Raw genomic sequence first — 26,899 nt, forward strand, 5'->3', positions numbered from 1 at the left:
CCGCGACCTAGACTCGCGCCCGGTACGAGGGGCCCGGACGGGCCTCGCGGCACAGGCGCGCACGCGCCCCGTAACGAGGAGAGGCCTTGGCCAAGGACCGCACGCCCGACAAGAGCCGAGGGACCGGCGGCGGTTCGTCGCGCTCCGGAGCCGGCGCCGGGGGGCGCGGCAAGGGGGGGCGCACCCGGCCCCCGGCGAACGTCGTGACCCAGCAGCGGCCGTGGGGCCTGATCGCCGGAGCGGTCGTCGTCGCCCTCTTCGCCGCGGCCGTCCTCGGCTACGCGGTGGTCAAGGTGAACGAGGCCAACGCCAACAAGGTCGAGTCCATCGACGAGATCTCCGGGGCGCAGACCTTCGAGTACGAGGGCGGGCTGCACGACGACAACCCGATCAGCTACGAGCAGTCGCCCCCGGTGGGCGGGCCGCACGCCAACGTGTGGGCCGACTGCACGGGCACGGTCTACGACGTCGACGTCCGGCACGAGAACGCGGTGCACAGCCTCGAGCACGGCGCCGTGTGGATCACGTACGACCCCGACGAGGTCTCCGACGGCGACGTCACGAAGCTCGCCGAGCTGGTCGACGGCGTCTCGGGCCGGATGCTCTCCCCCTACGTCGGGCTCGACTCCCCCATCAGCGTCCAGTCCTGGGGCCACCAGCTGAAGGTCGACAGCGCCGACGACGAGCGGATCGAGCAGTTCGCCGACCTCATGACCTACAAGTCGGACAGCTACCCGGAGCCGGGTGCCACCTGCGAGCGCCCCGACTTCCTGGCCGACCCGCTGGTCGAGGAGGGCGACGGCGCGGCGGCCACGCCGTCCGACGCCGAGACGACCCCGGCGCCCTGACCGGCGACCCGGGCACGGACACCGCACCGATGACCGCCGGCACCCGCACGCCGCTGCGCCTGGCGCTGCTGGCGGTCATCGCGGTGGCGCTGGTGGCGCTGGGCGGCGGTCTTGCCCTGCTCCTGGGCATCGGCGGGAGCGGCACCCCCGCACCGACGACCGACTCGGTCGACGCCGGCTTCTCGCGGGACATGTCGCGGCACCACCTGCAGGGCGTGGAGATGGCCAACCTCGTCGCCGAGCGCAGCGAGGACCCGGAGGTCGAGTCGCTGGCCTTCGACATCTCGGCCACGCAGACCAACCAGGCCGGCCGGATGCAGGGCTGGCTCGCGCTGTGGGGGCTGCCGGTCTCCGGCGGCGAGACGATGGCGTGGATGACGGCGGAGGGCCACGGCGGTCACGACATGGGCGGGATGGGCACCGGCGCCGGCGCGCTCATGCCCGGCATGGCGACCGAGGAGGAGCTGGCGGAGCTGCGGAGCCTGTCGGGCACCGCGTTCGACGTCGAGTTCCTCCGGCTGATGATCCGCCACCACCAGGGCGGTTTCGACATGGCGCGGGACGCCGCCGAGCACGCCGAGGTCCAGGCCGTGCGGGACCTCGCCCGCTCGATCGAGCAGTCGCAGGGGGTGGAGACGCAGACGATGACCGACATGCTCACCGCCCGCGGCGGCACTCCCCTGCCGGCGCCCTGAGGGCCGGGGCCGCCGTCGGAGCGGCCGTCCGGGGCTGGTAACTTCTTCCCTGCCCCGAGCCCCCGTAGCTCAGGGGATAGAGCACTGCCCTCCGGAGGCAGGGGCGCAGGTTCGAATCCTGCCGGGGGCACCGGAACAGCTCGATCGGAGGGCCTGCACCGCAGCCGCGGCGCAGGCCCTCCGTCGTTCTCGGGGTCGGCCGGGACCGGACCCGGGCCGGTGATCCAGGTCTCAACCGGCTCGGCTAGCGTCCGCGGCATGGCGACCAGCGACATCCAGAAGGCATCCGTCGGCGACCTCGAGATCGCGTACGAGACGTTCGGGGACGCCTCGGGCACGCCCCTCCTGCTCGTGATGGGGCTGGCCACGCAGATGATCGGCTGGCCCGACGAGTTCTGCTCCGGCCTGGCCGAGCGGGGCCACTTCGTCGTCCGCTTCGACAACCGCGACATCGGGCTCTCCACCCACCTGCACGACGCCGGCCCGGCCGACGTCATGGCGGTGCTCGGCGGCGACCGGTCGACGGTGGCCTACGGCCTGCCCGACCTCGCCGAGGACACCGTCGGGCTGCTCGACGCCCTGGGCATCGACAGCGCGCACGTCGTCGGCGCCTCGATGGGCGGCATGATCGCCCAGCTCGTGGCCATCGCCCACCCGGAGCGGGTGCGCAGCCTCACCTCGATCATGTCCACCACCGGCGACCCCGCCGTCGGCGCCCCGGCCGAGGCCGCCCTCGGCGTGCTGCTGGCCGCGCCCGCCACCGAGCGGGAGGGCGCGATCCAGCGCGTCGTCGACACCTACCGGGTCATCGGCTCCCCCGGCTTCGAGTTCGACGAGGCCTCGGTGCGCGACCGGGCCGGCCTGTCCTTCGACCGCGCGCACGACCCTGCCGGGGTGTCCCGGCAGCTCGCCGCCATCCTCAGCACCCACGACCGCACCGCCGACCTCGGGAAGGTCGCGGCGCCCACGCTGGTCATCCACGGCGAGCAGGACCAGCTGGTGTCCGTGACCGGTGGCCGGGCCACCGCGGCCGCGATCCCCGGCTCGGAGCTGCTGGTGGTCGACGGCATGGGCCACGACCTGCCGCGCGAGGTGTGGCCGCAGCTGACCGACCGGATCACCGCGCTGGTCGAGCGGGCCGAGCAGGCGCGGTGACCCCGGTCGGGGGCGGGGCTCAGCTGGTGAGCATCCCGCCCTCGACCGGGATGGTCGTGCCGGTGACGTAGCCGCCGGCGTCGCTGACGAGGAACACCAGCGCCGCGGCGAGCTCGCGGGGGTCACCGGCGCGGCCGGCCAGCACGCGGGTCATCTGCTGGTCGAGGTAGCCCTCGGGGTACTGGTCGGTCATCTCCGAGGCGAAGAAGCCCGGCGCGAGCGCGTTCACCCGGATGCCCTTGCGGCCGGTCCACTGCTGCGCCAGGTCGCGGGTGAGCCCGATGAGCCCGGCCTTGCTGGCCGCGTAGGCGGCCTGCGGCAGTCCCGCGGTGGTCAGGCCCAGGATGCTGGAGATGTTCACGATCGAGCTGCCCGGCTTCATCACCCGGCCGCAGGCCTGGGCCATCCAGTAGCAGCCGTTGAGGTTGACGTCGATGACCTGGCGGAAGGCGTCGGGCGCCTCGCGGGTCGCCGGTGCGGCCGTGCCGATGCCGGCGTTGTTCACCAGGATGTCGACCTTGCCGAACTCGGCCATTGCGGCGTCCACCAGTGCCTGGCAGTCCTCGACCCTGGCGACGTCGGTCTGCACCGAGATCGCGCGGCGGCCGGCGTCCTCCACGGCCTTCTGGGTCTCGGCCAGCCGGTCGACCCGGCGCGCGCCGAGCACGACGTCGCAGCCGGCCTCCGCGAGCGTGCGGGCGAACACCGCCCCGAGGCCGGAGGACGCCCCGGTCACGATCGCGACCCGGTCGTCGAGGCGGAACATGTCGAGGATCGGGCGATCGGGCATGGGTGGGGCTCCCCCGGGGTGAGTGCTCGGACGTTCCCGCCACCGTATCGACCACGTGCGGTACATCACCCGTCGAGCGGGTAGGACCCCCGCCATCGCGCACCCGGTGGACAGGGGGACCGACCGATGACCAACCTCGCCCAGAACCTGCTCGACGCCGCCGAGGAGGCACCCGACTGGCCCGCGCTCCGGATGGACGACGCCGTCCTGACCTACCGCGAGTTCGCCGACGCGGCCCTGCGCGTGGCCGCCGCCCTGCAGGACCGCGGCGTGGGCCCCGGCGACCGCGTCGGCCTGGTGCTGCCCAACGTCATCGCCTTCCCCGTCGTCTTCTACGGGGCGCTGCTGGCCGGTGCCGCCGTCGTCCCGATGAACCCGCTGCTCAAGGCGCGGGAGGTGCAGTACTACCTCGAGGACTCCGGGGCCCGCGTCGTCGTGACGGTCGAGGCCTCCGCCGAGCCGGTCGCGGAGGCGGCCACCACCGTGGGCGCCGAGGCCGTGACCGTCGGCGCCGCGCTGCCCGAGGAGCTCCTCGGCGACGAGTCCCTGACGGCCGCGGTGGAGCGGGAGGACGGCGACGACGCGGTCATCCTCTACACGTCGGGGACCACCGGGCAGCCCAAGGGCGCCGAGCTCACCCACGCCAACCTGCGGGGCAACGCGCGCACCACGCACGAGACGCTGCTCCAGGGCGGTGGCGAGGACGTGATCATGGGCTGCCTGCCGCTGTTCCACGTGTTCGGCCTGACCTGCTCGCTGAACGCCGGCGTGATCGCCCGCTCCTGCCTGACGCTCGTCCCCCGCTTCGACGGCGGCAAGGCGCTGCAGGTGATCGGGCGCGACCGGGTCACGATCTTCATGGGCGTGCCGACGATGTTCGCGGCGATGCTGCACCAGCCCGAGGGCGAGCAGCACGACGTCTCCAGCCTCCGGCTGTGCGTCTCCGGCGGCTCGGCGATGCCGGTGGAGATCATGCGCTCCTTCGAGGAGCGCTTCGGCTGCATCATCCTCGAGGGCTACGGGCTCAGCGAGACCTCGCCGGTCGCCTCGTTCAACCACCCCGACGCCGAGCGCAAGCCCGGCTCCATCGGCACCCCGATCCGCGGCGTGGAGATGCGCCTGGTCGACGACGACGGCAAGGACGTGGCCGAGGGCGAGGTCGGCGAGATCGCGATCCGCGGCGAGAACGTCATGAAGGGGTACTGGCAGCGCGCCGAGGAGACCGCCAAGGCGATCCCCGACGGCTGGTTCCGCACCGGCGACCTGGCCCGCCGCGACGGCGACGGCTACTACTTCATCGTCGACCGCAAGAAGGAGATGATCATCCGCGGCGGCTACAACGTGTACCCGCGGGAGATCGAGGAAGCCCTGTACGAGCACCCGGCCGTGGCCGAGGTCGCCGTCATCGGCGTGCAGCACCCCGACCTCGGCGAGGAGGTCGCCGCGGCGGTCGCGCTGAAGCCGGGGGCCACGGCCGAGGCCGACGAGCTCCGCGATTTCGTCAAGGCGCGCGTGGCCGCCTACAAGTACCCGCGCCACCTCTGGCTGGTCGAGACCCTGCCGAAGGGGCCGACCGGGAAGATCCTCCGCCGCGCGGTGGAGGTCCCGGCATCGGTGGGCGAGCGATGAGCGCCCCCGGCCCGCTGTGGCGGCAGGCGTACGACGCGGTCGACCGCGCCGTCACCCCGCACGCCGACAGCCTGGTGCGCAGCCCGGGCTTCGCGCTGGGCGTGGCGCTGCTCCGCCGGGCCACGACGGCGGCGCGCTCCTCCGCCCAGGGGCTCACCGCGCGCGCCTGGCACCTGGTGAACCTGCCCGCCGGCAGCGACGTGCACCGGCTGCGCGCGCAGGTGGGCGCCCTCGACCGCGAGGTCCGCCGGCTGACGGTGGCCCTGGAGGCCGAACGCCGGGCCGAACGACTCCGCGCGCTCCCGTCGCGCACCCCCGAGCTCCCGACGACGGAGGACAGCCATGCCGACCGTGCCGAACCCGCAGACGATCCTCGACCGCGTCCGGCGCGACGTCGAGCGCAACGCCCTCCGGGCACGTAACGGCATCCGGCTGGTCGCCGGCGTCGACCGCCCGGGCGTCGGGTGCACCGCCAAGGACGTCGTCTGGGAGCGCGGCCGCACCCAGCTGTGGCACTACCGCAACGACCCGGAGGAGCACGGCGGCGTGCGCCACTCCCCGCCGCTGCTGCTGGTCTTCAGCCTGATCAGCCGCAGCTACATCCTGGACCTGTCGCCGGGCAACAGCTTCGTCGAGCAGCTCCTGAAGGCCGGGTTCGACGTGTACATGGTCGACTGGGGCGAGCCCGACGAGCGCGATGCCGGCAACGGGCTCGAGGACTACGCCGACGACTACATCCCGGCGGCCATCGCCCGGGTGCTCGACCTCTCCGGCGCCGACGAGGTGAACCTCTTCGGCTACTGCTTCGGCGGTGACCTGTCGCTGCTGCACGCGGCGCACCACCCGGACTCGCCCCTGCGCAGCCTCACCGTGCTGGCCACACCGGTCGACTTCCGGCACATGGGCCCGCTGGCCGACGTCTTCGCGGTCGGCCGGATGGAGGTCGACTCGGTGGTCGACGAGAACGGCAACGTGCCCCCGCAGGTCGTCGTCCAGGGCTTCCGGACGCTGACCCCCACCGCCGAGGTCACCCGGTACGTGACGCTGTGGGAACGGCTCTGGAACGACGAGTACGTCGCCTCCTACCAGGCGATGACCGGCTGGTCGGACGACCACGTGCCCTTCCCCGGCCGCGCCGCCCGGCAGACGGTGCGGATGCTGGTCCGCGACAACGGGATGGTCACCGACCGGCTCACCGTCGGCGGGGACCCGGTGCACCTGTCCGACATCAGGGTGCCGTTCCTGACCGTGCGCGCCGAGCGGGACCACATCGTGCCGACGGCGGCCAGCGCCCCGCTCATCGACCTCGTCGGCTCGCCCGACAAGCACGAGCTGGTGCTGCCCGCCGGGCACATGGGCCTGGTGGTGGGCCGGACGGCGGCGAAGACGACGGTGCCGACGATCATCGACTTCCTGCGACGGCGCAGCGACACCGTGGACCCGGCCGGCGTGGCGAAGGGAGCTTGAGGTGACCGAGCAGGTGGACGTCCCCGAGGTGACGGTCGAGGCCCTCGGCCCCGGCCACTCCGACGCGCTGCTGCGCTTCTTCTCCGGGCTGCCCGAGGGCGACCGGACCTTCATCAAGGAGGACGTCACCGACCCCGGGAACGTGCGGCGCTGGGTCGAGGACGGCACCGCCCGCTGGGTGGCCACCGGCCCGGACGGCGAGATCGACGGCTACGTGGCGGTCCGCCGCCTCTCCGGCTGGTCCGACCACGTCGCGGAGCTCCGGCTGGTCGTCGGCGGGCGACGGCGGGGCGCGGGGCTGGGCCGGGTCCTCGCCCGGCACGCCGTCACCGAGGCGATCGCGTCGGGGGCCACCAAGCTGGTGGTCGAGGTGGTCGCCGAGCAGGGCGCGGCGCTGGCGCTCTTCACCGGTCTGGGCTTCCGCGGCGAGGCGCTGCTGGAGGACCACATCCGCGACCGCTCCGGGCAGCTGCGCGACCTCCTGGTGCTCGCCCACCGGGTGGACGCCACCTGGTCGGCCATGGACACCCTCGGCCTGCCCGAGGCCCTGGACGGGGACGGCGCTCCCGACCCCGGGTGATCCCCCGCCCGCGGCGACCGGCACGCTGACGGGGTGACGGCCGCCCCGACCCGGACACGGCGCCGGGCCTGGCTCCCGGTCGCCCTGACCATGTTCGCGATCGGCTGGGGCGCCAACCAGTTCGTCAGCCTGCTGGTCGCCTACCGCGAGGCCTCCGGCCTCTCGGTCGCCACCGTGGACGCGCTCGTCGGTGCCTACGCGCTCGGGCTCATCCCGGCGCTGCTGGTCCTGGGCCCGATCTCGGACCGGCGCGGCCGCACCCCGGTGCTGCGGGTCGCGGCGCTGGTGTCGCTCGCGGCGACGGCGGTGCTGATGATCGGCGACCTGTGGGCGCTCTACGCCGGGCGGCTGCTCGCCGGGCTGGCCAGCGGCGCGGCCTTCGCCGCCGGCAGCGCCTGGGTCGAGGAGCTCTCCACGAGCCGGTGGGACCCCACCGCCCGCGAGGGCGCCGGTGCCCGCCGGGCGGCGATGTCGCTGACCGCCGGCTTCTGCCTCGGCCCGGTCGTCGCCGGTCTGCTCGCGCAGTGGGCACCCGCCCCGCTGGTCACCGCCTACCTCCCGCACCTCGTCGTCGTGCTCGCCGTGCTCGTGCCGCTCTGGCGGGCACCGGAGACCGTGGACCCGGCGCGGGTCTCCCCCGCCGCCGGCTCGCCGCTGGCCCGGCTGCGGGTGCGGTCGGCCGCCGACCCGCGCTTCCGCCGGTCGGTCGCCCCGGTCGCGCCCTGGGTGTTCGGCTCCGCCACCGTCTCGATCGCGGTCCTCCCGGGCCTGGTCACCAGCACCACGGCCGGCTGGACCGTGGCGTTCAGCGCGCTGGTCGCCGGGAGCACGCTGGGCACCGGCTTCCTCGTCCAGCCGACCGCCCGCCGGATCGCCGCGGCCTCCCCCCGCCGCGGGGTGGCCCTCGGGCTGGCCGCGGTCGTCCTCGGCCTGGGCATCGCGGCCGGTGCGGCGGCCACGGCCTCGCCGTGGCTGGTCGCCCCCGCCGCCGTCGTGCTGGGCACGGGGTACGGCTTCACCCTGGTCTCGGGGCTGATCCAGACCCAGCGCATCGCGGCCCCGGGGGAGCTGGCCGGGCTGACCGCGGTCTACTACGCGCTGACCTACGTGGGCTTCGCCGCACCGGTGCTGCTCGCGCTGCTGGCCGTGCTGATCCCCTACTGGGTGCTGCTGCTGGGGGCAGCGGCGCTCGCGGCGCTGACCCTCGCGGTCAGCGTGCCGCGGGAGGAGCCGCTCAGCGCTCGGTGACCCGCCCGCCGTCGACCTCGAGCCGGCGGTCGATGTGCACCGCCTCCAGCATGCGGCGGTCGTGGGTCACCAGCAGCAGGGTGCCCGTGTAGCCGGCCAGCGCCTGCTCGAGCTGCTCGATCGCGGGCAGGTCGAGGTGGTTGGTGGGCTCGTCCAGGACCAGCACGTTCACCCCACGCGCCTGCAGCAGCGCCAGCGCGGCGCGGGTCCGCTCCCCCGGCGAGAGGGTGACCGCCGGCCGCAGCACGTGGTCGGCGGTGAGCCCGAACTTGGCCAGCAGGGTGCGCACCTCCGCCGTCGGCCAGTCGGGCACCTCGGCACCGAACGCGTCGAGCAGCTGCTCGGGGCCGAGGAACCGGCCGCGGGCCTGGTCGATCTCGCCGATCTGCACCGACGGGCCCATCGACGCCGTCCCCTCGTCCAGCGGCACGCGGCCGAGGAGGGCGGCCAGCAGGGTCGACTTCCCCGCCCCGTTGGCCCCGGTGATGGCCACCCGGTCGCCGCCGTCGACCCGGAGGTCCACCGGCCCGAGGGTGAAGCTCCCCCGGCGGACGACGGCGCCGCGCAGGGTGGCCACGACCGCACTCGCCCGCGGGGCGGCGGCGATCTCCATCCGCAGCTCCCACTCCTTGCGGGGCTCCTCCACCACGTCGAGGCGCTCGATCATCCGCTGGGTCTGCTTGGCCTTGGCCGCCTGCTTCTCCGACGAGGCCCGGTTGGCCGCCTTGATGTGCTTGTCGCCGTCCTTGGACTTCTTGATCGAGTCGCGGACGCCCTTGGCCATCCAGTTCCGCTGCATCTGCGCCCGGGCCTCGAGCCCCGCCTTGGTCTCGGCGAACTCCTCGTACTCCTCGCGCGCGTGCCGGCGGGCCACCTCGCGCTCGGTCAGGTACGCCTCGTAGCCGCCGTCGTGCACCCGGACCAGCTGCTGGGCGAGGTCGAGCTCGACGACGCGGTTCACCGTGCGGGCGAGGAACTCCCGGTCGTGGCTGACCACGACCACGCCGGAGCGCGCGCCGACGACGAAGCGCTCGAGCTGGTCCAGCCCGGTGAGGTCCAGGTCGTTGGTGGGCTCGTCGAGCATCAGGACGTCGTAGCGCGACAGCAGCAGCGAGGCGAGGCCGACCCGGGCCGCCTGCCCTCCGGAGAGCCCCGCGGTCATGGCGTCGAGGGGCACGCCGGGCGCCACCTCGGCGACCACCTCCGCCGCCCGCTCGTCGAGGTCCGCGCCGCCGAGGGCCAGCCAGCGCTCCAGGGTGTCGCCGTAGGCGTCGTCGGCACCGGGCTCCCCCGCCGCGAGCGCCTCGGTCGCGGCGTCCATGGCCGCCTGGGCGGCGGCCACCCCGGTGCGCCGGGCCAGCGCGGCGAGCACCGTCTCCCCCTCGCGGCGCTCGTGCTCCTGGGGCAGGTAGCCGAGCGTCGCGGTCGGCGGGCTGAGCGCGATGCTGCCCGCCTCGGCCGGGATCTCGCCGGCCAGCGTCCGCAGCAGGGTCGACTTGCCCGCTCCGTTGACGCCGACCAGCCCGACGACGTCACCGGGGGCGACGACGAGGTCGAGGCCGGAGAACAGCACGCGGGCGCCGTGTCCGGCCGCCAGTCCGCGCGCGACGAGGGTGGCGCTCACCCCTACAGACTGCCAAGCCCGGGCGGCGGGCTCAGGAGGTGGGCTCGTCCTCGGGATCGAACGCGTCGTCGTCATAGCCGTGCTCGTCGTCGGTCGCGTGCTTGGGACGGCGCACCAGCCACGGCTGCAGGTGGTCGTAGCCGCGCACCGACACCCGCCGCAGCGGACGCACCCGGTAGTCCTCCGTCGCGCGCAGCCGGTCGGCGAGGTCGCGGTCGACCAGCAGGGCGCCGGGGCGCGCGAGCGAGGTGAGCCGGCTGGCCAGGTTCACCACCGGCGAGTAGACGTCACCGAGCCTGGTCAGCACCGCGCCGTACGCGGCACCGACCCGCAGCGGCGGTCGCTCCGCGGTGTCCCAGGCGGCGGGGAGCTCCAGCCCGATCTCGGCGGCGTCGGTGGCCGATGCGGCGGTGAACAGCACGCCGTCGCCCACGGTCTTGACCACCCGGCCGTGGTGGCGGGCGATGACCTCCGCCGCGGTGCTCTCGAAGTCCTCGACCATGGCCCCGAGCTCGCGCCCACCCATGCCGCGGCTGCGGGAGGTGTAGCCGACCAGGTCGGCGAAGCCCACCGCCAGCTCCCGCCGGTCACCCGGTCCGGTCGCGGCGAGCAGCCGGTCGACGTTGGCCGCCAGGTGCCGCCGCCAGACGTAGTCCTGCACCTCGCGGAGCCGGGGCAGCAGCTCCTGGGCGGCCGCCACCGCCTCGTCGGCGCCCACCGCTCGCCCGGTCCGCTCCACGCTGCGGGCGAAGGAGTCGGCCAGCATGTCGGTCTGCCAGTCGGCCAGCCGGGACAGCGACTGACCCATCGCGCGGGCGATCGAGGCCTCGCTGCCGGGGCCCACGAAGCCGGAGTCGATCAGGGTGGACAGGACGTCCAGCGCGGCGATGTCGGCGTCGGTGAAGGCCCGGTCGTCGTCCGCGGCGTCCGGGAAGCCCAGCGCCCGCCACAGCCGCAGCGTGCGCTCGGGCGGCATCCCGGCCCGCGCAGCGACCTCCAGGCGGGTGTAGCGCCGGGGACCGCCGAGCAGCAGCTGCTCGAGGGCCTCCGCCGTGCCGGGGCCCGGGAGCGACTCGGGGTCGTCCATGGCCGTCGCGGACCGCTCAGCCGGTGGTGTGCACGACGAGCACGTCGACCTGCGACCGGCGGGTCGCGTCGGCCGGGACGGAGCCGAGCAGCCGCCCCTTGATGCCGGCCAGGCCACGGTTGCCGACGACGAGCAGGTCGGCGTTCTCCCGCCGGACGACGTCGAGCAGCGTCTCCACCGGGGAGCCGACGACGGCGACGGTGCGCACGTCCTTGGCGCCCGCGGCGCGGGCGCGGTCCGCGGCCGTGCGCACGGTCTCCTCGGCCGGGTGCGACCCCACGACCTGGTAGGCCTCGTCACCGAGGGCGTCCTGGGCGCGGCTCACCTCCCGGTCGTCGCCGTCCACCGGAAGGTAGGCGCAGGCGATCACGAGCGTCGCGCCGCTGGCGCCCGCGAGGGCGCCGGCACGACCCACCGCGCGCAGGGAGGACTCAGATCCGTCGGTTCCGACCACGACCGTCGAGTAGGTGCTCTCGGCATCGCTCACGCCGGGGACTCTAGGGGACATCGGCGTGTCGTGCCCCCGGTCACCAGATTTCCCCGCATCGCGGAGGTCTGCGCTTGGATGGGGCCGGTCCGGTCCACGACGAGGAGGGCGTCATCCTCACCGCCAAGTCCCCCGCACCCGACCCCGTGCGGGTCGAGGTCGCCGGGCTCACCAAGGTCTTCGGCACCGTGCGCGCGGTGTCCGACCTCGCGTTCACCGTCGAGCCGGGCTCGGTCACCGGCTTCCTCGGCCCCAACGGCGCGGGCAAGACCACCACGCTGCGCATGCTGCTGGGCCTGGTCCGCCCCGACTCCGGCACCGCGACCTTCGACGGCGTCCCGTACGCGGCGCTGCCCCGGCCGGTGCGCACGGTCGGCGCCGTCCTGGAGACGGCCTTCCACCCCGCCCGGTCCGGCCGCGACCACCTCCGCGTCTACTGCCGCGCCGCCGGGCTCCCGGTGTCCCGCGCCGACGAGGTGCTGGCGCAGGTCGGCCTGGCCGACGCCGGACGGCGCCGGGCCGGCGGCTACTCGCTCGGCATGCGGCAGCGCCTGGCGCTGGCGACGGCGCTCCTCGGCGATCCCGCCGTCCTCGTGCTCGACGAGCCGGCGAACGGCCTGGACCCCGAGGGCATCCAGTGGCTCCGCGGCTTCCTCCGGCACCTGGCCCACGACCAGGGGCGCACGGTGCTCGTGTCGAGCCACCTGCTGTCGGAGGTCGAGCAGACCGTCGACCGCGTGGTGATCGTCGGCGGCGGCCGGCTGGTCCGCGAGGCCTCGATGGACGAGCTGCGGTCCGGTGCCGACGGAGCCGGCTCCGTCCTGGTCCGCAGCCCGGAGGCCGCCCGGCTGGCCGAGCTGCTGCGCACCGACGGGGCGGTCGTCGACCTCGACGGGGAGGCGCTGACCGTCACCGGGCGGACGACCGCCGAGATCGGGGGCCGGGCCTTCGCGGCGGGGGTCGAGCTGCACGAGCTGCGGTCCCGCTCCAGCGGGCTCGAGGAGATCTACTTCCAGCTCACCGCCGGCCGCGAGCAGTACGCCGCGACCAGCCCGACCGAGGAGAACGCACGATGACCGCGCTCGTGCGCGCCGAGTGGACCAAGCTCTTCACCACCCGGGTGTGGCTGGGCCTGCTCGTCGGCGCCTGCGTCATGGTCATCGGGTTCGCCGTCCTGCTGACCGCGTTCGCCGGCAACCCCGAGGCGGACATCCCGGCCGTCGGCACCCCGCTCTACGAGGAGCTGGCGATGGCGAACGTGGTGAACGTCAACGTCCTGTTCCTCATCCTGGGCATCATCGGGATGACGCAGGAGTACCGGCACCGGACCGCCACGCCCACCTTCCTGACCACGCCGCACCGCGGCCGGGTCGTGATCGCCAAGCTCGTGGCCTACGCCCTCGCCGCCACGCTGTTCGCGCTGGTGGTGGCGGCGGTCAACGTGGCGACCCTCGCCGTCCACGCCGGGGCACGCGGGGCCGCCCCCGAGCTGGACGCCGACAACCTCGGGACGCTGGGGAGCTCCGCGCTGGCCCTGGTCATCTACGCGGTGATCGGCGTCGGTCTGGGCGCGCTGCTGCGCAACCAGGTCGGTGCCATCGTCGGCGGCCTCGTCTACCTGTTCGTCGTCGAGCCGCTCATCCGGCAGATCCCGGCCACCTCGGGCGCCTACAAGTGGATGCCGGGTGGAGGGCTCGAAGCGCTCACCGCCACGTTCCAGGGCCCGGACCTGCTCGAACCGTGGCAGGGCGGTGTCCTCCTCCTCGGTTACGGTCTGGTCGCGGCCCTGCTGGGCACGTTCCTGGCCGTGCGCCGGGACGTCGCCTGAGCCGGCGGGCAGCCCAGCACCAGCGGCGAGGTCGAGCAGCGGGCCGGAGCCGCCCACGGAGAACGGAGACCGCGTGACCACTCGCATGACCGTCCAGAGACTGGGCCGGCTGATCGCCGACGGGAGGACCGAAGAAGTCCGAGCTGCCGTCACCGAGACCCCCCGGCTGCTCGCGGGCACCGTCGAGCGCGAGGGGGTGGACGGCTGGACGCCGCTGCACCTCGCGGTCGCCGCCGGCCGGGAGGACGTCACCACCGTGCTCGTCGAGGCCGGCGCGGACCTGACCGCCCGCACCGAGCACCACCGCACCCCGCTGCACGTGGCCCTGGAGCACGCCCCCGGGCTGGTGCCGGTGCTGGTCTCCCACGGTGCCGCCGTCGACGCCCCCAGCGCGGCCTACCTGGACGACGTCGAGACGCTCCGCGCCGAGCTCGACGGCGGCGCACCCCTCACCGACCCGACCACCGGCGTCGACCTGCTCGCCTGGGCGGCGTTCGGTGGCGCGGCCGGCACCGCACGACTGCTGCTGGACCGCGGCGCCGACGCCGACGCCGGAGCGCTGCACGCGGCCGCGAGGGCCGGGCACCTGGAGCTGGTCCGCCTGCTGCTCGACGCCGGTGCCGGCGTCGACGGCCGGGACGCCGACACCGGGCGGACCCCGCTGCACTCGGCGGTCGCGCAGGCGCCGGCCGGCGCCGCGCCCGACATCGTGCGGCTGCTGCTGGACTCGGGCGCCGACGTGGACGCCACGACCCACGACGGCGCCAGCGCCCTGGACATCACCCGGGTGGCCGCCGCCCGCCACCGTCCGGCCGACGAGGGCACGGCCACCGGCAGCGACGCGCTGGTCGCCCTGCTCGTCGAGCGCGGCGCCGCGCACTGACCGGCCGGCGGCGAAAGCCACGCTGGTCCTCCTCCGCAGCCGGACGACCGCCGCCCACGGGCGTAGAGTCGACACCCGGTTCAGCGATGCCCCTCAGACGCAGCCCCAAGACGAAGAAGGCACTCGACCCCGTGTCAAGCGTGAGTTCATCCCGGCCCTCGTCCGCCTCGTCCCAGGTCGCCGGCTTCGGCACCAACGAGTGGCTGGTCGAGGAGATGTACCAGCAGTACCTCGCCGACCCCGCGACCGTGGACCAGGCGTGGCACGAGTTCTTCGCCGACTACCGGCCCGGCAGCCCCGTCGACGGCGGCGCCCGCGAGGACACGCCCGCGGGGAACGGCTCGGCGCCGGCGCAGCCCGCCCAGCAGGCGAAGCCCGCGCAGGAGCAGCCGAAGCCCGCCGCCCCGGCGAAGCCCGCCCAGCAGGCACCCGCCCCCGCCAAGCCCGACGTCCAGAGCCCGCCCGCCGGGTCCGAGCCTGCGGGGAGCGCGCCCGTGCAGAACAGCAACCCGACCCCCGCCGCCCCGAAGCCGCCGGTCGGTGCGGGCAAGCAGTCGCCGCTGCGCGGCGCGTCCGCGGCCGTCGTCAAGAACATGAACATGTCGCTGACGGTGCCGACGGCGACCAGCGTGCGCGCGGTCCCGGCGAAGCTCATCGCCGACAACCGCATCGTCATCAACAACCACCTGGCCCGCGGCCGGGGCGGGAAGATCTCCTTCACCCACCTGATCGGCTACGCGCTGGTCCGGGCGCTGGACTCGTTCCCGAACATGAACAACAGCTACGCCGAGGTCGACGGCAAGCCGGTGCTGGTCACGCCGGAGCACGTCAACTTCGGCCTGGCGATCGACCTGCCCAAGCCTGACGGGTCCCGCTCGCTCGTCGTCGCCTCCATCAAGGGCGCCGAGGAGATGGACTTCGCGCAGTTCTGGGCCGCCTACGAGGACATCATCCGTCGCGCCCGGCAGAACAAGCTGACGATGGAGGACTTCTCCGGCACCACGATCAGCCTCACGAACCCCGGCACGATCGGCACCAACCACTCGGTGCCGCGGCTGACCGCCGGCCAGGGCGCGATCATCGGCGTGGGTGCCATGGAGTACCCGGCCGAGTTCCAGGGGATGAACCCCGACGCGCTCACCGAGATGGCCGTCTCGAAGATCATCACGCTCACCTCGACCTACGACCACCGGATCATCCAGGGCGCCGAGTCGGGCGACTTCCTCCGCCGGCTGCACGCCCTGCTGCTGGGCGAGGACGGCTTCTACGACAAGGTCTTCCAGTCGCTGCGCATCCCCTACGAGCCGGTGCGCTGGATGCCGGACGTGCGGATCACGCGCGAGGGGCAGATCGACAAGGAAGCCCGGGTCATCGAGGTCATCGAGTCCTACCGGCGCAACGGCCACCTCATGGCCGACACCGACCCGCTCGAGTTCAAGGTCCGCACCCACCCCGACCTCGACATCCTCGAGCACGGCCTGACCCTCTGGGACCTCGACCGCAAGTTCCCGGTCGGCGGCTTCGCGGGCGAGCGCCTCATGGCGCTGCGCGACATCCTCGGCGTGCTGCGCAACTCCTACTGCCGCACCGTCGGCGTGGAGTACATGCACATCACCAACCCCGAGGAGCGCGAGTGGCTCCAGGAGCGCATCGAGGTCAAGCACGAGCAGCCCGACCGCGAGAAGCAGAAGCACGTCCTGGGCCGGCTCAACGCCGCCGAGGCGTTCGAGACGTTCCTGCAGACCAAGTACGTCGGCCAGAAGCGGTTCTCGCTCGAGGGCGGTGAGTCGCTGATCCCCGTGCTCGACGAGGTCCTGCTCGCCGGCACCGACCACGGCCTGGACGAGGTCGCCATCGGCATGCCGCACCGCGGCCGGCTCAACGTCCTGGCCAACGTGCTGGGCAAGAGCTACGCCAAGATCTTCGGCGAGTTCGAGGGCAACATCGACCCGGGCACCGTCCAGGGCTCCGGCGACGTGAAGTACCACCTGGGCGCCACCGGCACCTTCACCAACCCGTTCAAGCTCGACGCCGAGATCGCCGTCTCGCTGGCCAGCAACCCCTCGCACCTGGAGACGGTCAACCCCGTCCTCGAGGGCGTCGTGCGCGCCAAGCAGGACATGATCGACAAGGGCGAGGGCGGCTTCACCGTCCTGCCGGTCCTGCTGCACGGCGACTCGGCGTTCGCCGGCCAGGGCGTGGTGCAGGAGACGCTGAACCTCTCGCAGCTGCGCGGCTACCGCACCGGCGGCACGGTGCACGTCGTCGTCAACAACCAGGTCGGCTTCACCACCAGCCCCGGGTCGGCGCGGTCGAGCCTCTACTCGACCGACGTCGCGCGGATGGTCAACGCGCCGATCTTCCACGTGAACGGTGACGACCCCGAGGCCTGCGTCCGGGTCGCCCGCCTGGCCGTGGAGTACCGCCAGGCGTTCAAGAAGGACGTCGTCATCGACCTCGTCTGCTACCGCCGGCGGGGGCACAACGAGGGCGACGACCCGTCGATGACCCAGCCGCTGATGTACGACATCATCGACCGCAAGCGCTCGGTCCGGAAGCTGTACACCGAGGCGCTGGTCGGCCGCGGCGACATCACGCTGGAGGAGGCCGAGGAGGCGCTGAAGGACTACCGCGACCAGCTGGAGCGGGCCTTCGCCGAGACGCACGACGCGCAGGACTCGTCCAAGCCCGAGCCGGTCATGGACCCGCGCACGCCGCAGCAGTCCATGGTGAAGACGGCGATCACCCCCGAGGTGCTCAAGGCCATCGGCGACGCGCACGTCTCGTTCCCGCCGGACTTCACCCCGCACCCGAAGCTGCAGAAGATGCTGGAGCGCCGCGCGGCGATGGCGCTCGAGGGCGGCATCGACTGGGCCATGGGCGAGCTGCTGGCCTTCGGGTCGCTGCTGATGGAGGGCGTCCCCGTCCGGCTCGCCGGCCAGGACTCCCGGCGCGGCACGTTCGTGCAGCGCCACTCGGTGCTCATCGACCGGGAGAACGGCGCGGAGTACACGCCGCTGGCCAACCTGACCGAGGAGCAGGCGAAGTTCTTCGTCTACGACTCGCTGCTCAGCGAGTACGCCGCGCTCGGCTTCGAGTACGGCTACTCGGTGGCCAACCCCAAGGCCCTGGTGCTCTGGGAGGCGCAGTTCGGTGACTTCGTCGACGGCGCGCAGATGGTCATCGACGAGTTCATCAGCTCCGGCGAGGCCAAGTGGGGCCAGCGCTCCGGCGTCGTCATGCTGCTGCCGCACGGCCTCGAGGGCCAGGGTCCCGACCACTCCAGCGGCCGGATCGAGCGGTTCCTGCAGCTGTCGGCCGAGAACAACATGACGGTCGCCAACTGCACCACCCCGGGCAACTACTTCCACCTGCTGCGTCGCCAGGCGCTCTCGGACGTGCACCGGCCGCTGGTCGTGTTCACCCCGAAGTCGCTGCTGCGCGCCAAGGCGGCGGTCAGCGCGGTCGAGGACTTCACCGAGCAGAGCTTCCGCCCGGTGCTCCCCGACACCGGTGTGGGCGGCGAGCCCCTCGACAGCTCGGCGGTGAAGCGCGTGCTGCTGTGCAGCGGCAAGGTCGCCTACGACCTCATGGCGCAGCGCGAGTCCGAGGGCATCGCCGACACGGCGGTCGTGCGGGTCGAGCAGCTCTACCCGCTGCCGGCCGAGCAGATCCGCGCCGAGCTCGAGCGCTACCCGGAGGCCACGGACGTCGTCTGGGTGCAGGAGGAGCCGGCCAACATGGGCGCCTGGCAGTTCATGGCGGTCAACCTGCCGGAGGACCTCCCGGAGGGCCGGACGCTGCGGCGGGTCAGCCGTCGGGCGTCGGCCAGCCCGGCCGTCGGTTCGGCGAAGGTGCACGAGGTCGAGCAGCGCAAGCTGGTCGCCGAGGCCTTCGCCCGCTGAGTCGCCGATGTACTTCACGGATCGAGGGCTCGAGGAGCTCGCGGAACGGCGAGGCGGGGAGCAGGTGACCCTCGCCTGGCTGGCCGACCAGATGCAGGCGTTCGTCGACCAGCACCCCGACTTCGAGGTGCCCGTCGAGCGGCTGGCCACCTGGCTGGCCCGCGGCGGCACGGACGACGACGACCTCGACGAGTGAGCACGTCACGACCCGCGCCGGCGGCACTGCCGCTGGCGCGGGTCGTCGTGCGTCCGCACCTCCGCGCCCCGGACGCCTGGTTCTGGGACCTGCCCGCGGTCGCCCGGCTGCGCACCGAGGGCCTGGACCTGGCACCGGTCACGGTGCTGGTCGGCGAGAACGGCAGCGGCAAGTCCACGCTGGTCGAGGCCGTGGCGCGCGCCTGGCAGCGGTCGCTCACGGCTGCGGTGAAGCACTGGGGTCCGCTCCCCTCCCCTGACGAGTCCGAGCTCTGGGCCGAGCTGGAGCTGCGGGGGGAGCACCCCCGGCCGCAGGGCGGGGCGTTCCTGCGGGCCGAGGCGATGCACGCCCACTTCAGCTCCCTCGACGAGGGACCCGCCGGCGTCCGGGCCTTCGGCGGGCCGTTGCACACCCGGTCGCACGGCGAGGGCTTCCTCGCCTTCCTCGAGGAGCGCACGACCGAGCGCGGGCTCTGGATCCTCGACGAGCCCGAGTCGGCGCTGTCGTTCCGCTCCTGCCTGCGGTTGCTCGTGCTCCTCGACGGGGTCGTGGCCGCCGGCTCCCAGGTCCTCCTGGCCACCCACTCCCCGCTGCTGGCCGCAGTGCCCGGTGCGCTCGTGTACGAGCTCGACGACGACGGCTTCACGCCGCGGGAGTGGGCCGACCTCGACCTCGTCCGGGACTGGCAGGCGTTCCTGGGAGATCCCACCCGCCTCCTGGGCCACCTGCTCGGCGACTGAGCCGCGCGCCTCCACGTACCGACCACGGCCCGGCGCGACCCTGGGTGCATGCTCGGCCACACGCACGCCCTCTCCGGACTCGCCGTCGGCGCCGCCACGCTGCCGTGGGCACCGGTGCACGGCGCCGTCGCCCAGGGCGCGTGGGTGGCCGCGGTGGGCGGGTTCGCGATGCTGCCCGACCTCGACCACCGGGGCTCCACGGTCTCCGACATGTGGGGCCCGGTCACCGACGTGCCGTCGGGCGGGATCGGCGCGATCTCCGGCGGGCACCGCTGGGGCACCCACGACGCCGTCCTCGCCCCCGTGGCGTTCGGCGCGCTCGCGGTGCTGGCCGCCGGCGCCTTCTGGTCCAGCCTGCTGGTGCTGGCCCTCGCCATCGGGCTCGCGCTGCACGCCCTGCACTTCGTCATCCCCGGGCGCGCGGAGACGACGATCCTGGGCAACCTGGTGCTCTCCTGGGGCGGCGCCTGGCTGCTGCTCGCCCACATGCCGACGCCGGCCTGGCTGCCGTTCGCCGTCGCCGCCGGCGTCCTCACGCACATCCTCGGGGACGCGCTGACCACCGCCGGCGTGCCGGTCCCGGTGATCTGGCTGTTCAACCGCGGGCGGCTCACCATCCTGCCGATGCGCACGGGCGCCACGCTGGAGAAGGCGGTGCTGGTGCCGGCGTTCGGCACCGCCACGTTCTTCTTCGTCTACGCCAACACCGGCCTGCACCTCGCCGTCGACCCCATCGTCGCCGGGCTGCTCACCTCCGGCTGAGCCGGCTCTCCAGCGATCCCCCGGCGCGGCCGGGACTGTCAGCAGGGCGCCCTAGCGTGACCTCGTGCCGCACCTCGACCTGATGCGTCCCGATCACGCCTACTTCTTCGGGTTCGCGCAGACGGACGGGAACCACTACGCCGGGGTCGGTCAGAAGGGCCGCCTGTCGATCGAGCTGTCACGACGGGACGAAGGCGTACTGCACGCCTTCACCGACCTGTTCGACGTCCGCTCCCGGGTCTCGTACCGCGAGCGCACCACGAATTTCGGGCCGCACCACTCCGCCACCTGGACAGCGTGCGATCTCGGGTTCCGCCGAGAGCTCGTGGAGCTCGGTCTGCCCACCGGGCGGAAGTCAGCGACTGTCGCCCCGCCGGCAGGACCGTTCAGCCGACGGGATTACCTGCGCGGCTTGATCGACGGTGACGGAAGCGTCGGCTTCACCCGCACCGGGCTGCCCTTCATCGGCTTCGTCACCGCCAGCCAGCCGCTCGCCGAGTTCTTCTGCGATCAGGTGCTGAGCGTCGTCGGGGCGCATCGAACGGCCAATCGCAACACCCGCGACAGCGTCTACAACCTCCTGGTGGCCGGCGAACCCGCCGCACCCCTGGCCGACTGGCTCTATCCCGACGGTTGCCTCGCGCTGGAACGCAAGCGTGAGGCTGCCGCGCTGGTGGGGACGTGGACGAGGCCGCCCGGGATGCGAGCACGCCCTGTAGCCGGCCGCCGGCGATGGACAGCCCAGGAGGATGCAGACGTCTTCACGGGATCCGTCCGAGAGGCTGCACGCAGGCTGGGCCGGAGCGAGCAGTCCGTGAGCCTTCGTCGGTGGCGGCTACGACGGGCGGCCGACGCGGGCCAGTCAGGCGACCCTGCCGTCCTCAGCGGGTGACGCCCTGCTCGCGGGCGCACGCCGCGACGGCCTCGGCGACCGCGGTGGCCACCCGGCGGTCCAGCGGGCTGGGCACGATGTAGTCCGGCCGCAGGTCGTCACCGACGACGTCGGCGATCGCAGTGGCGGCCGCGAGCTTCATCTCCTCGGTGATCGTCGTGGCGCCCGCGTCGATGGCGCCCCGGAAGACGCCGGGGAACGCCAGCACGTTGTTGATCTGGTTCGGCAGGTCGCTGCGCCCGGTGGCGACGACGGCGGCGTACCTCGCCGCCATCTCCGGGTCCACCTCGGGCGTCGGGTTGGCCAGCGAGAACACGATCGCGTTCGGCGCCATCGCGGCGATCGCCGACTCGGGCACGGATCCACCCGAGACGCCCAGGTAGACGTCGGCGCCCTCGAGCGCGGACATCATCGTGCCGGCGAACCCGGCGGAGTTCGTGTTCTCCACCAGCCACTGCTTCGTGCCGGTGACCTCCCGGCCCGGGTGCAGGATGCCCTGCGAGTCCGCGACCGAGATGTCGCCGACGCCGGCCTCGAGCAGGATCTTGGTGCAGGCGACGCCGGCCGCGCCGGCGCCGGAGACGACCACCCGGAGGTCGCCGAGCTCGCGGCCCACGACCTTGGCGGCGTTGCGCAGCGCGGCCAGCACGACGATCGCCGTCCCGTGCTGGTCGTCGTGCATGACCGGGATGTCGAGCCGCTCGCGGAGCCGGTCCTCGATCTCGAAGCAGCGCGGGGCGCTGATGTCCTCGAGGTTGATCCCACCGAAGGACGGCGCGATCGCCATGACCGTGTCCACGATCTCGTCCACGTCGGTGGTGCTCAGCACGATCGGCACGGAGGAGAGCCCGGCGAACTCGCTGAACAGGCAGGCCTTGCCCTCCATGACCGGGAGGGCCGCGGCCGGGCCGATGTCGCCCAGGCCGAGCACCGCGGTGCCGTCGGAGACGACGGCGACGACGCGCGGCGCCCAGGTGAAGCGGCGGGCCAGCTCGGGCTCCGCGGCGATGGCGCTGGAGACGCGCGCGACGCCGGGCGTGTAGGTGAGCGCCAGGTCCTCGATCGAGCTGATCGGGCGCGTGGAGGCCACGGAGAGCTTGCCGCCCTCGTGCACCGCGAACGCCGGGTCGTCGGCGAAGCGGTCGGTGGACTGCTCGGGCGCCGGATTTCCGCTCATGGGCACAGCAGAGTAGACGGGGCGACGAGGGCGGCTGTCGCTACGGTGCCGGGGTGGAGATCACCGAGCTCGCCGTGCCGGACAGCTACGTCATCGACCTCGTCCCGCACGGGGACACGCGGGGCCGTTTCACCGAGTGGTACCGAGCCGACCTGCTGTCCCAGACAGTGGGACACGCTCTTCCCCTCGCCCAGGCCAACCACAGCGTCTCCGCCCGTGGGGTGCTCCGCGGGGTGCACTTCGCCCTCGTGCCGCCCGGTCAGGCCAAGTACGTCTACTGCCCCGCGGGCCGGGTCCTCGACGTCGTCGTGGACGTGCGGGTCGGCTCCCCGACCTTCGGCGTGCACGACGCAGTGGTCCTCGACAGCGAGCAGCCGCGGGCGGTCTACCTCGCCGAGGGGCTCGGCCACGCCTTCGTCGCGCTCGCCGACGACACCTCGGTGACCTACCTCGTGTCCTCGGGCTACGACCCCTCCCGCGAGTTCGGCGTCCACCCGATGGACCCCGACCTCGCCCTGCCGTGGCCCTCCGACGTGCAGCTGGAGCTGTCGGCGAAGGACCGGGCGGCCCCCACCCTCGCGCAGGCCCGCGAGCAGGGCCTGCTGCCGACGATGGAGGAGTGCGCCGCCCGGTACGCGCAGCTACGCCAGGTCTGAGCCGAGATCGGGCCGGGCCGGCAGCCGGCCCGGGCGCGGCCACACCCGGGCGACCACCCGGCCCACGACCACCGCGGCTCCGAAGGAGCGGCTGTCATCGGTCAGGAACGGGCTGTCGCCCTCGATCCAGTGCCCGCCGTCGACGACGCGGACGACCCGCTTGACCACCAGCAGCTCCGGCCGGGCCGGGAAGCGGGCGACGACGACGTCGCCGGGACCGACGCGGGCGCCGGGACCCACCCGCCGGGCCAGCAGCCGGTCGCCGTCGCGCACGGTGGGGGACATCGACGGCCCGCTCACCCGGACCAGCACCCAGGCCCCGGGCAGCGGAGCCGCGCGCTCTCCCACACTGTCGCCGTCGATCACCGCGAGTAGGGTCGCAGACGACACAACCCCACGAACCCCGGAGGCACCTCCATGCGTTTCACCCGCATGTTCTCCGCCGTGGAGGCCACCGCGCACTGCGACCTCCCCTGCGGCGTGTACGACCCCGCCCAGGCCCGCATCGAGGCCGAGTCCGTCAAGGCCATCCAGGAGAAGTACCAGGCCAGCGACGACGAGGTCTTCAAGATGCGCGCCGTCCTGATCAAGGAGGCTCGGGCGGACCTGGTCAAGCACCACCTGTGGGTGCTGTGGACCGACTACTTCAAGCCCCCGCACTTCGAGAAGTACCCGCACCTGCACGAGCTGTTCAACAAGGCCACCAAGCAGGCCGGTGCGGCCGGCGGCAAGGGCAGCATGGACCCCGCCGAGGGCCAGAAGCTGCTCGACTACATCGCCGAGATCGACAAGATCTTCTGGGAGACCAAGGCAGCTGCCTGATCCCCCCACGCGAACGGCGCCGGCCGGTGGTCCACCCCACCGGCCGGCGCCGTTCGCGTTCCGGCGCGCGGACGTCCTCGGCGCCGCAGCCGGGAACGACCGCCGGACTCCCGGTACGGTTCGAGGACGATGCGCATCGATCCCGCCGGCTGGCCCTTCATCACCGGTCCACTGGCCCCCGCCGCCCTGCTCGCCGTCGGTGGTCGGGCCACCGGCCGACGCTGGGCCCGCGCGGCCGCCTGGCCGTTCCTGGGCCTGTCGGCCTACATGGCGCTGTTCTTCCGCGACCCCGACCGCCGTTGCGACACCACGCCGGCCGAGGCCGACGTCGTGCTCTCCCCCGCCGACGGCGTCGTCATGGTCTCCGGGGAGCCGCAGGAGGGCGTCGCCCCTGAGGGCGACTGGCAGCAGATCAGCATCTTCCTGTCGGTGGTCGACGTGCACGTGAACCGCTCCCCCTACCGGGGCGAGGTGGTCGAGAGCTCGTACCGCAAGGGCAGCTTCCTGGCCGCCTACCGGAAGGAGTCCGCGCACCGGAACGAGCGCAGCGAGCTGTGGCTGCGCGACGGTGACCGCACCGTCGTCTTCCGGCAGATCGTCGGCGTGCTCGCCCGCCGGATCGTCACCCGTACCGGCGTCGGGCAGACGCTGGCGACCGGTGAGCGGATGGGCCTGATGAAGTTCGGCTCCCGGATGGACGTGTTCGTGCCACCGGAGTGCGAGATCACCGTGACGAAGGGGCAGCGCGTGCGGGGCGGCGAGACCGTCATCGCCCGCTGGCCCGCCGGCTGAGGAGCATCGGCGTGCCCAGTTCCGCGTCCGGCCAGCGCCCCCCGCAGACCCGTCGCACGGCCACCGTCGAGTTCGTCCGCGGCTCGGTCCGGGGCAGCCGGCGCCGGGCGCTGGCCACCCTCCCCAGCCTCTTCACCCTCGGCAACATGTTCTGCGGGTTCTTCGCGATCCTGGTGTCGATCCGGGGCGACCACGACCTCGCCGCCATCCTGATCGGCCTGTCCGTCGTCTTCGACATCACCGACGGCGCGGTCGCCCGGCTCGTCGGCGCGGTGACGCCCTTCGGTCTGCAGTTCGACTCCCTGGCCGACCTCGTCTCGTTCGGCCTGGCCCCCGCGCTGCTGGCCTTCACGCTGTTCTCCGAGGGCCAGGACGGCTGGGACCCGCTCGGCTGGGTCGTCTGCTTCCTCTGGGTGGCCTGCGCGGCGATCCGGCTGGCGCGGTTCAACACCACCATCGACCCGACGGCGGACAAGCGGTACTTCATCGGCATGCCGAGCCCCGGCGCCGCCGGCGTCGTCCTGGCCTCCGTCTTCGCCTTCGGCGACGACATGCAGGGCCGCGACCGGCTGTGGGTGCTGCTCATCGTCGCCGTCCCGGCGCTGCTGATGGTCACCAACATCCGGTTCCGCTCGTTCCGGTCGCTGGTGAGCCCGAAGAGCGGCCGGCCCTACGGGCTGGTCGCGGCGGCGGTGCTGCTGGTCGTCGGGTTCGCGGTCGCCCCGGTCGTCACCGGCATCGTGCTGGCCTACGGGTACCTGCTGGCGCCGGTCCTGGTGCCGGTGTTCTCCCCGCTCGCGAAGCTCGTGCCCGCACGCCTCCGGGAGGCGCTGTCATGACGGTGCGCCCGATCTGCCCGGACGACGTCCCCGCCGTCGTCGGGCTGGTGCGCGAGCTCGCCGACTACGAGAAGGCCCTGCACGAGGTCCGGCTCACCGAGCGGCAGCTCGCCGACTGCCTCTTCGGGGACTCCCCCGCCCTCTTCGGGCACGTCGCCGAGCTCGACGGCGAGGTCGTCGGCATCGCGCTGTGGTTCCTCAACTTCTCCACCTGGCGCGGCACCCACGGCGTCTACCTGGAGGACCTCTACGTGCAGCCGCAGCACCGCGGCCAGGGTCTGGGCAGGGAGCTGCTGCGCACGCTCGCCGCGGTCTGCGTCGAGCGCGGCTACTCCCGGCTGGAGTGGTCGGTCCTCGACTGGAACACCCCGTCCATCGACTTCTACCGGGCGGCCGGCGCCGTGCCGATGGACGGGTGGAGCGTCTTCCGTCTCACCGATGACGCGCTGGCGAACTTCTCGGTCGCCCGCTGAGCCGTCACGCACCGCACGTGTTCGGCACTAGCGTGGGCGCCGTGACCATCGAGCGCGGACCGATCGAGTGCTGGCTCACCGACATGGACGGCGTCCTGGTGCACGAGGGCAACGCCCTCCCCGGTGCCAAGGAGTTCCTCGACCGGCTGGTCGAGAAGCGCCGCCGCTTCCTGGTCCTGACCAACAACTCGATCTTCACGCCGCGCGACCTGGCCGCCCGGCTCGCCCGCGGCGGTCTGCTGGTGCCCGAGGAGGCCATCTTCACCTCGGCCCTCGCGACGGCGGACTTCCTCAGCTCCCAGCTGCCCGGCGGTTCGGCCTACGTCATCGGTGAGGCGGGCCTGACGACGGCGCTGTACGAGGCCGGCTACACGCTGACCGACACCGACCCGGACTACGTCGTCCTCGGCGAGACCCGCACCTACTCCTTCGAGGCCATCACGCGGGCCATCCGCCTCGTCGGTGACGGCGCGAGGTTCATCGCGACCAACCCCGACGTCACCGGCCCGTCGAACGAGGGCCCGCTGCCGGCCACCGGCTCCGTGGCGGCGATGATCACCGCCGCCACCGGCGCGAAGCCCTACTTCGTCGGCAAGCCCAACCCGATGATGTTCCGCAGCGCGATGAACCGGATCGAGGCGCACTCGGAGTCCACGATCATGGTCGGCGACCGGATGGACACCGACGTCGTCGCCGGCATCGAGGCGGGTCTGGAGACCGTGCTGGTGCTCTCCGGGTCCACCGCCGCCGACGAGGTCAGCCGCTTCCCGTTCCGGCCGAGCCGGGTGCTGGACTCGATCGCCGACGTGATCGACCTGATCTGAAGCCGGTCAGCGACCGACGTAGGCCAGCCGGGACTCCGGCGTCGCGAGCAGGTAGAGCACCGCGACGACGACGGCCAGGATCGGCAGCCCGATCAGCGGCATCTGCGCGGAGAACGCGAAGGTGAAGCCGACCAGCGCGAGGAACAGCTGGAGGGCGATGACCGGGCCACGGGCCCAGCCGGCCACCCGCCGCAGGCCGGCGGCCCCGGCCCCGAGGACACCGGCGGCGAGCGAGGCGAGCACGACCTCGGCGAGCGCCCGGGCGGTGCTCTCGGCGCCGCCGGTCAGGGTCAGGTAGAGCAGGACGAGGGCGCCGATCCCGAACGCGACGGCCTCGACGGCGACCGCGAGGGCGGCCCGGCGCAGCGAGGGCGGCGCCTCCGGTCCGGAGCGCGCGGGACGGGGTGCCGGCTCGGCCGCGACCGCGCCGAACAGCCGGTCGGACAGCCGGCGGGGCGGCGGGGACGACGCGCTCCGGTCCTCGGTCACGGCTGCGAGAT

The 26,899-nt window shown here is 73.4% G+C and carries 29 protein-coding genes and 1 tRNA gene; 23 read left to right on the plus strand and 7 right to left on the minus strand.

Annotated elements, in window-relative coordinates; translation table 11 throughout:
• Positions 1-86 precede the first annotated feature (86 nt).
• The 4 genes from DQ244_RS18160 (at position 87) to DQ244_RS18175 (ending at position 2,698) form a co-directional block, all read left to right on the plus strand.
• Entirely contained in the window at positions 87-848 is a 762-nt protein-coding gene (locus DQ244_RS18160) for a DUF3105 domain-containing protein (RefSeq protein ID WP_113812896.1), read from the plus strand.
• 29 nt (positions 849-877) lie between these two features.
• Positions 878-1,543, plus strand: a complete 666-nt coding sequence (locus DQ244_RS18165) for a DUF305 domain-containing protein (RefSeq protein ID WP_113812897.1) — start codon at positions 878-880, stop codon at positions 1,541-1,543.
• A gap of 58 nt (positions 1,544-1,601) precedes the next feature.
• A tRNA-Arg gene (locus DQ244_RS18170) sits at positions 1,602-1,673 on the plus strand.
• A 128-nt stretch (positions 1,674-1,801) separates the two neighbouring features.
• A complete protein-coding gene (locus DQ244_RS18175) occupies positions 1,802-2,698 on the plus strand; it encodes an alpha/beta fold hydrolase (protein ID WP_113812898.1) in 897 nt (298 codons plus the stop codon).
• 19 nt (positions 2,699-2,717) lie between these two features.
• Here DQ244_RS18175 and DQ244_RS18180 read toward each other — a convergent pair whose 3' ends face one another.
• Positions 2,718-3,488 carry an SDR family NAD(P)-dependent oxidoreductase gene (locus tag DQ244_RS18180; RefSeq protein WP_113812899.1) on the minus strand — a complete coding sequence of 257 codons (771 nt, stop codon included), beginning with the start codon at positions 3,486-3,488 and terminating at the stop codon, positions 2,718-2,720.
• Positions 3,489-3,614: 126 nt separating this feature from the next.
• Between DQ244_RS18180 and DQ244_RS18185 the strand changes: the two genes are divergently transcribed.
• The 5 genes from DQ244_RS18185 to DQ244_RS18205 are packed head-to-tail and all read left to right on the plus strand — an operon-like array spanning position 3,615 to position 8,412.
• Positions 3,615-5,117 (plus strand): long-chain fatty acid--CoA ligase, encoded by a 1,503-nt coding sequence (locus DQ244_RS18185; protein ID WP_113812900.1) that lies wholly within the window; start codon positions 3,615-3,617, stop codon positions 5,115-5,117.
• Positions 5,114-5,539, plus strand: a complete 426-nt coding sequence (locus DQ244_RS18190; RefSeq protein ID WP_113812901.1) for a hypothetical protein — start codon at positions 5,114-5,116, stop codon at positions 5,537-5,539. The genes DQ244_RS18185 and DQ244_RS18190 overlap by 4 nt, the downstream gene beginning before the upstream one ends.
• Positions 5,460-6,584, plus strand: a complete 1,125-nt coding sequence (locus tag DQ244_RS18195; RefSeq protein WP_113812902.1) for an alpha/beta fold hydrolase — start codon at positions 5,460-5,462, stop codon at positions 6,582-6,584. The genes DQ244_RS18190 and DQ244_RS18195 overlap by 80 nt, the downstream gene beginning before the upstream one ends.
• 1 nt (position 6,585) lies before the next feature.
• Positions 6,586-7,164: a GNAT family N-acetyltransferase gene (locus tag DQ244_RS18200; RefSeq protein WP_233491713.1), complete on the plus strand. Its 579-nt coding sequence runs from the start codon at positions 6,586-6,588 to the stop codon at positions 7,162-7,164.
• Positions 7,165-7,197: 33 nt separating this feature from the next.
• Positions 7,198-8,412 carry an MFS transporter gene (locus DQ244_RS18205; protein ID WP_113812903.1) on the plus strand — a complete coding sequence of 405 codons (1,215 nt, stop codon included), beginning with the start codon at positions 7,198-7,200 and terminating at the stop codon, positions 8,410-8,412.
• Here DQ244_RS18205 and DQ244_RS18210 read toward each other — a convergent pair.
• Genes DQ244_RS18210 through DQ244_RS18220 form a run of 3 tightly spaced genes read right to left on the minus strand, consistent with a single transcriptional unit; the run spans position 8,399 to position 11,610 of the window.
• Positions 8,399-10,036, minus strand: coding sequence for an ABC-F family ATP-binding cassette domain-containing protein (locus tag DQ244_RS18210; RefSeq protein WP_113812904.1), 1,638 nt, complete (start codon positions 10,034-10,036; stop codon positions 8,399-8,401). The genes DQ244_RS18205 and DQ244_RS18210 overlap by 14 nt on opposite strands.
• 31 nt (positions 10,037-10,067) lie before the next feature.
• Positions 10,068-11,123: an adenylate/guanylate cyclase domain-containing protein gene (locus DQ244_RS18215; RefSeq protein WP_113812905.1), complete on the minus strand. Its 1,056-nt coding sequence runs from the start codon at positions 11,121-11,123 to the stop codon at positions 10,068-10,070.
• Positions 11,124-11,139: 16 nt separating this feature from the next.
• The gene (locus tag DQ244_RS18220; protein WP_233491714.1) at positions 11,140-11,610 is read right to left on the minus strand and encodes a universal stress protein; all 471 of its coding nucleotides are present in this window, start codon (positions 11,608-11,610) and stop codon (positions 11,140-11,142) included.
• Positions 11,611-11,798: 188 nt separating this feature from the next.
• Between DQ244_RS18220 and DQ244_RS18225 the strand changes: the two genes are divergently transcribed.
• From DQ244_RS18225 to DQ244_RS18260, 8 genes are all read left to right on the plus strand, one after another.
• On the plus strand, positions 11,799-12,686 hold the full coding sequence (locus tag DQ244_RS18225) for an ATP-binding cassette domain-containing protein (protein WP_113812960.1): 888 nt from the start codon (positions 11,799-11,801) through the stop codon (positions 12,684-12,686).
• Positions 12,683-13,438, plus strand: a complete 756-nt coding sequence (locus DQ244_RS18230; RefSeq protein ID WP_113812907.1) for an ABC transporter permease — start codon at positions 12,683-12,685, stop codon at positions 13,436-13,438. The genes DQ244_RS18225 and DQ244_RS18230 overlap by 4 nt, the downstream gene beginning before the upstream one ends.
• 73 nt (positions 13,439-13,511) lie before the next feature.
• Positions 13,512-14,321 (plus strand): ankyrin repeat domain-containing protein, encoded by an 810-nt coding sequence (locus DQ244_RS18235; RefSeq protein WP_113812908.1) that lies wholly within the window; start codon positions 13,512-13,514, stop codon positions 14,319-14,321.
• A 131-nt stretch (positions 14,322-14,452) separates the two neighbouring features.
• Positions 14,453-18,226 (plus strand): multifunctional oxoglutarate decarboxylase/oxoglutarate dehydrogenase thiamine pyrophosphate-binding subunit/dihydrolipoyllysine-residue succinyltransferase subunit, encoded by a 3,774-nt coding sequence (locus DQ244_RS18240; RefSeq protein WP_199580469.1) that lies wholly within the window; start codon positions 14,453-14,455, stop codon positions 18,224-18,226.
• A 7-nt stretch (positions 18,227-18,233) separates the two neighbouring features.
• Complete coding sequence (locus DQ244_RS18245) at positions 18,234-18,422, plus strand: DUF6104 family protein (RefSeq protein ID WP_113812910.1); 189 nt, start codon at positions 18,234-18,236, stop codon at positions 18,420-18,422.
• Complete coding sequence (locus tag DQ244_RS18250; RefSeq protein WP_199580470.1) at positions 18,419-19,162, plus strand: ABC transporter; 744 nt, start codon at positions 18,419-18,421, stop codon at positions 19,160-19,162. The genes DQ244_RS18245 and DQ244_RS18250 overlap by 4 nt, the downstream gene beginning before the upstream one ends.
• A gap of 48 nt (positions 19,163-19,210) precedes the next feature.
• Entirely contained in the window at positions 19,211-19,924 is a 714-nt protein-coding gene (locus DQ244_RS18255; protein WP_113812911.1) for a metal-dependent hydrolase, read from the plus strand.
• Between the two features lie 64 nt (positions 19,925-19,988).
• The gene (locus tag DQ244_RS18260; RefSeq protein ID WP_199580471.1) at positions 19,989-20,816 is read left to right on the plus strand and encodes an LAGLIDADG family homing endonuclease; all 828 of its coding nucleotides are present in this window, start codon (positions 19,989-19,991) and stop codon (positions 20,814-20,816) included.
• On the opposite strand, the gene DQ244_RS18265 is transcribed toward DQ244_RS18260, so the two are convergent.
• Positions 20,806-21,993, minus strand: a complete 1,188-nt coding sequence (locus DQ244_RS18265) for an NADP-dependent malic enzyme (RefSeq protein ID WP_113812912.1) — start codon at positions 21,991-21,993, stop codon at positions 20,806-20,808. The genes DQ244_RS18260 and DQ244_RS18265 overlap by 11 nt on opposite strands.
• Positions 21,994-22,046: 53 nt before the next feature.
• On the opposite strand from DQ244_RS18265, the gene DQ244_RS18270 reads away from it, so the two are divergent.
• Complete coding sequence (locus tag DQ244_RS18270) at positions 22,047-22,649, plus strand: dTDP-4-dehydrorhamnose 3,5-epimerase family protein (protein WP_113812913.1); 603 nt, start codon at positions 22,047-22,049, stop codon at positions 22,647-22,649.
• Here the strand turns inward: DQ244_RS18270 and DQ244_RS18275 are convergent.
• Positions 22,635-23,015, minus strand: a complete 381-nt coding sequence (locus DQ244_RS18275; protein WP_113812914.1) for a S26 family signal peptidase — start codon at positions 23,013-23,015, stop codon at positions 22,635-22,637. The two genes, DQ244_RS18270 and DQ244_RS18275, sit on opposite strands and share 15 nt — an antisense overlap.
• Before the next feature lie 51 nt (positions 23,016-23,066).
• Between DQ244_RS18275 and sodN the strand changes: the two genes are divergently transcribed.
• From sodN to DQ244_RS18300, 5 genes are all read left to right on the plus strand, one after another.
• Positions 23,067-23,471, plus strand: a complete 405-nt coding sequence (gene sodN / locus DQ244_RS18280; protein WP_113812915.1) for a superoxide dismutase, Ni — start codon at positions 23,067-23,069, stop codon at positions 23,469-23,471.
• A 129-nt stretch (positions 23,472-23,600) separates the two neighbouring features.
• Positions 23,601-24,263 carry a phosphatidylserine decarboxylase gene (locus tag DQ244_RS18285; protein WP_113812916.1) on the plus strand — a complete coding sequence of 221 codons (663 nt, stop codon included), beginning with the start codon at positions 23,601-23,603 and terminating at the stop codon, positions 24,261-24,263.
• An 11-nt stretch (positions 24,264-24,274) separates the two neighbouring features.
• Positions 24,275-25,102 (plus strand): CDP-diacylglycerol--serine O-phosphatidyltransferase, encoded by an 828-nt coding sequence (gene pssA / locus DQ244_RS18290; RefSeq protein ID WP_113812917.1) that lies wholly within the window; start codon positions 24,275-24,277, stop codon positions 25,100-25,102.
• Positions 25,099-25,575, plus strand: coding sequence for a GNAT family N-acetyltransferase (locus tag DQ244_RS18295; protein WP_113812918.1), 477 nt, complete (start codon positions 25,099-25,101; stop codon positions 25,573-25,575). The genes pssA and DQ244_RS18295 overlap by 4 nt, the downstream gene beginning before the upstream one ends.
• 41 nt (positions 25,576-25,616) lie before the next feature.
• Positions 25,617-26,399: an HAD-IIA family hydrolase gene (locus DQ244_RS18300; protein ID WP_199580472.1), complete on the plus strand. Its 783-nt coding sequence runs from the start codon at positions 25,617-25,619 to the stop codon at positions 26,397-26,399.
• Positions 26,400-26,405: 6 nt separating this feature from the next.
• Here the strand turns inward: DQ244_RS18300 and DQ244_RS18305 are convergent, their stop codons facing one another.
• Positions 26,406-26,888: a hypothetical protein gene (locus DQ244_RS18305; protein WP_113812919.1), complete on the minus strand. Its 483-nt coding sequence runs from the start codon at positions 26,886-26,888 to the stop codon at positions 26,406-26,408.
• Positions 26,889-26,899: the final 11 nt, after the last annotated feature.

The sequence above is a fragment of the Blastococcus sp. TBT05-19 genome, from assembly GCF_003319095.1.
Lineage (GTDB): Bacteria > Actinomycetota > Actinomycetes > Mycobacteriales > Geodermatophilaceae > Blastococcus.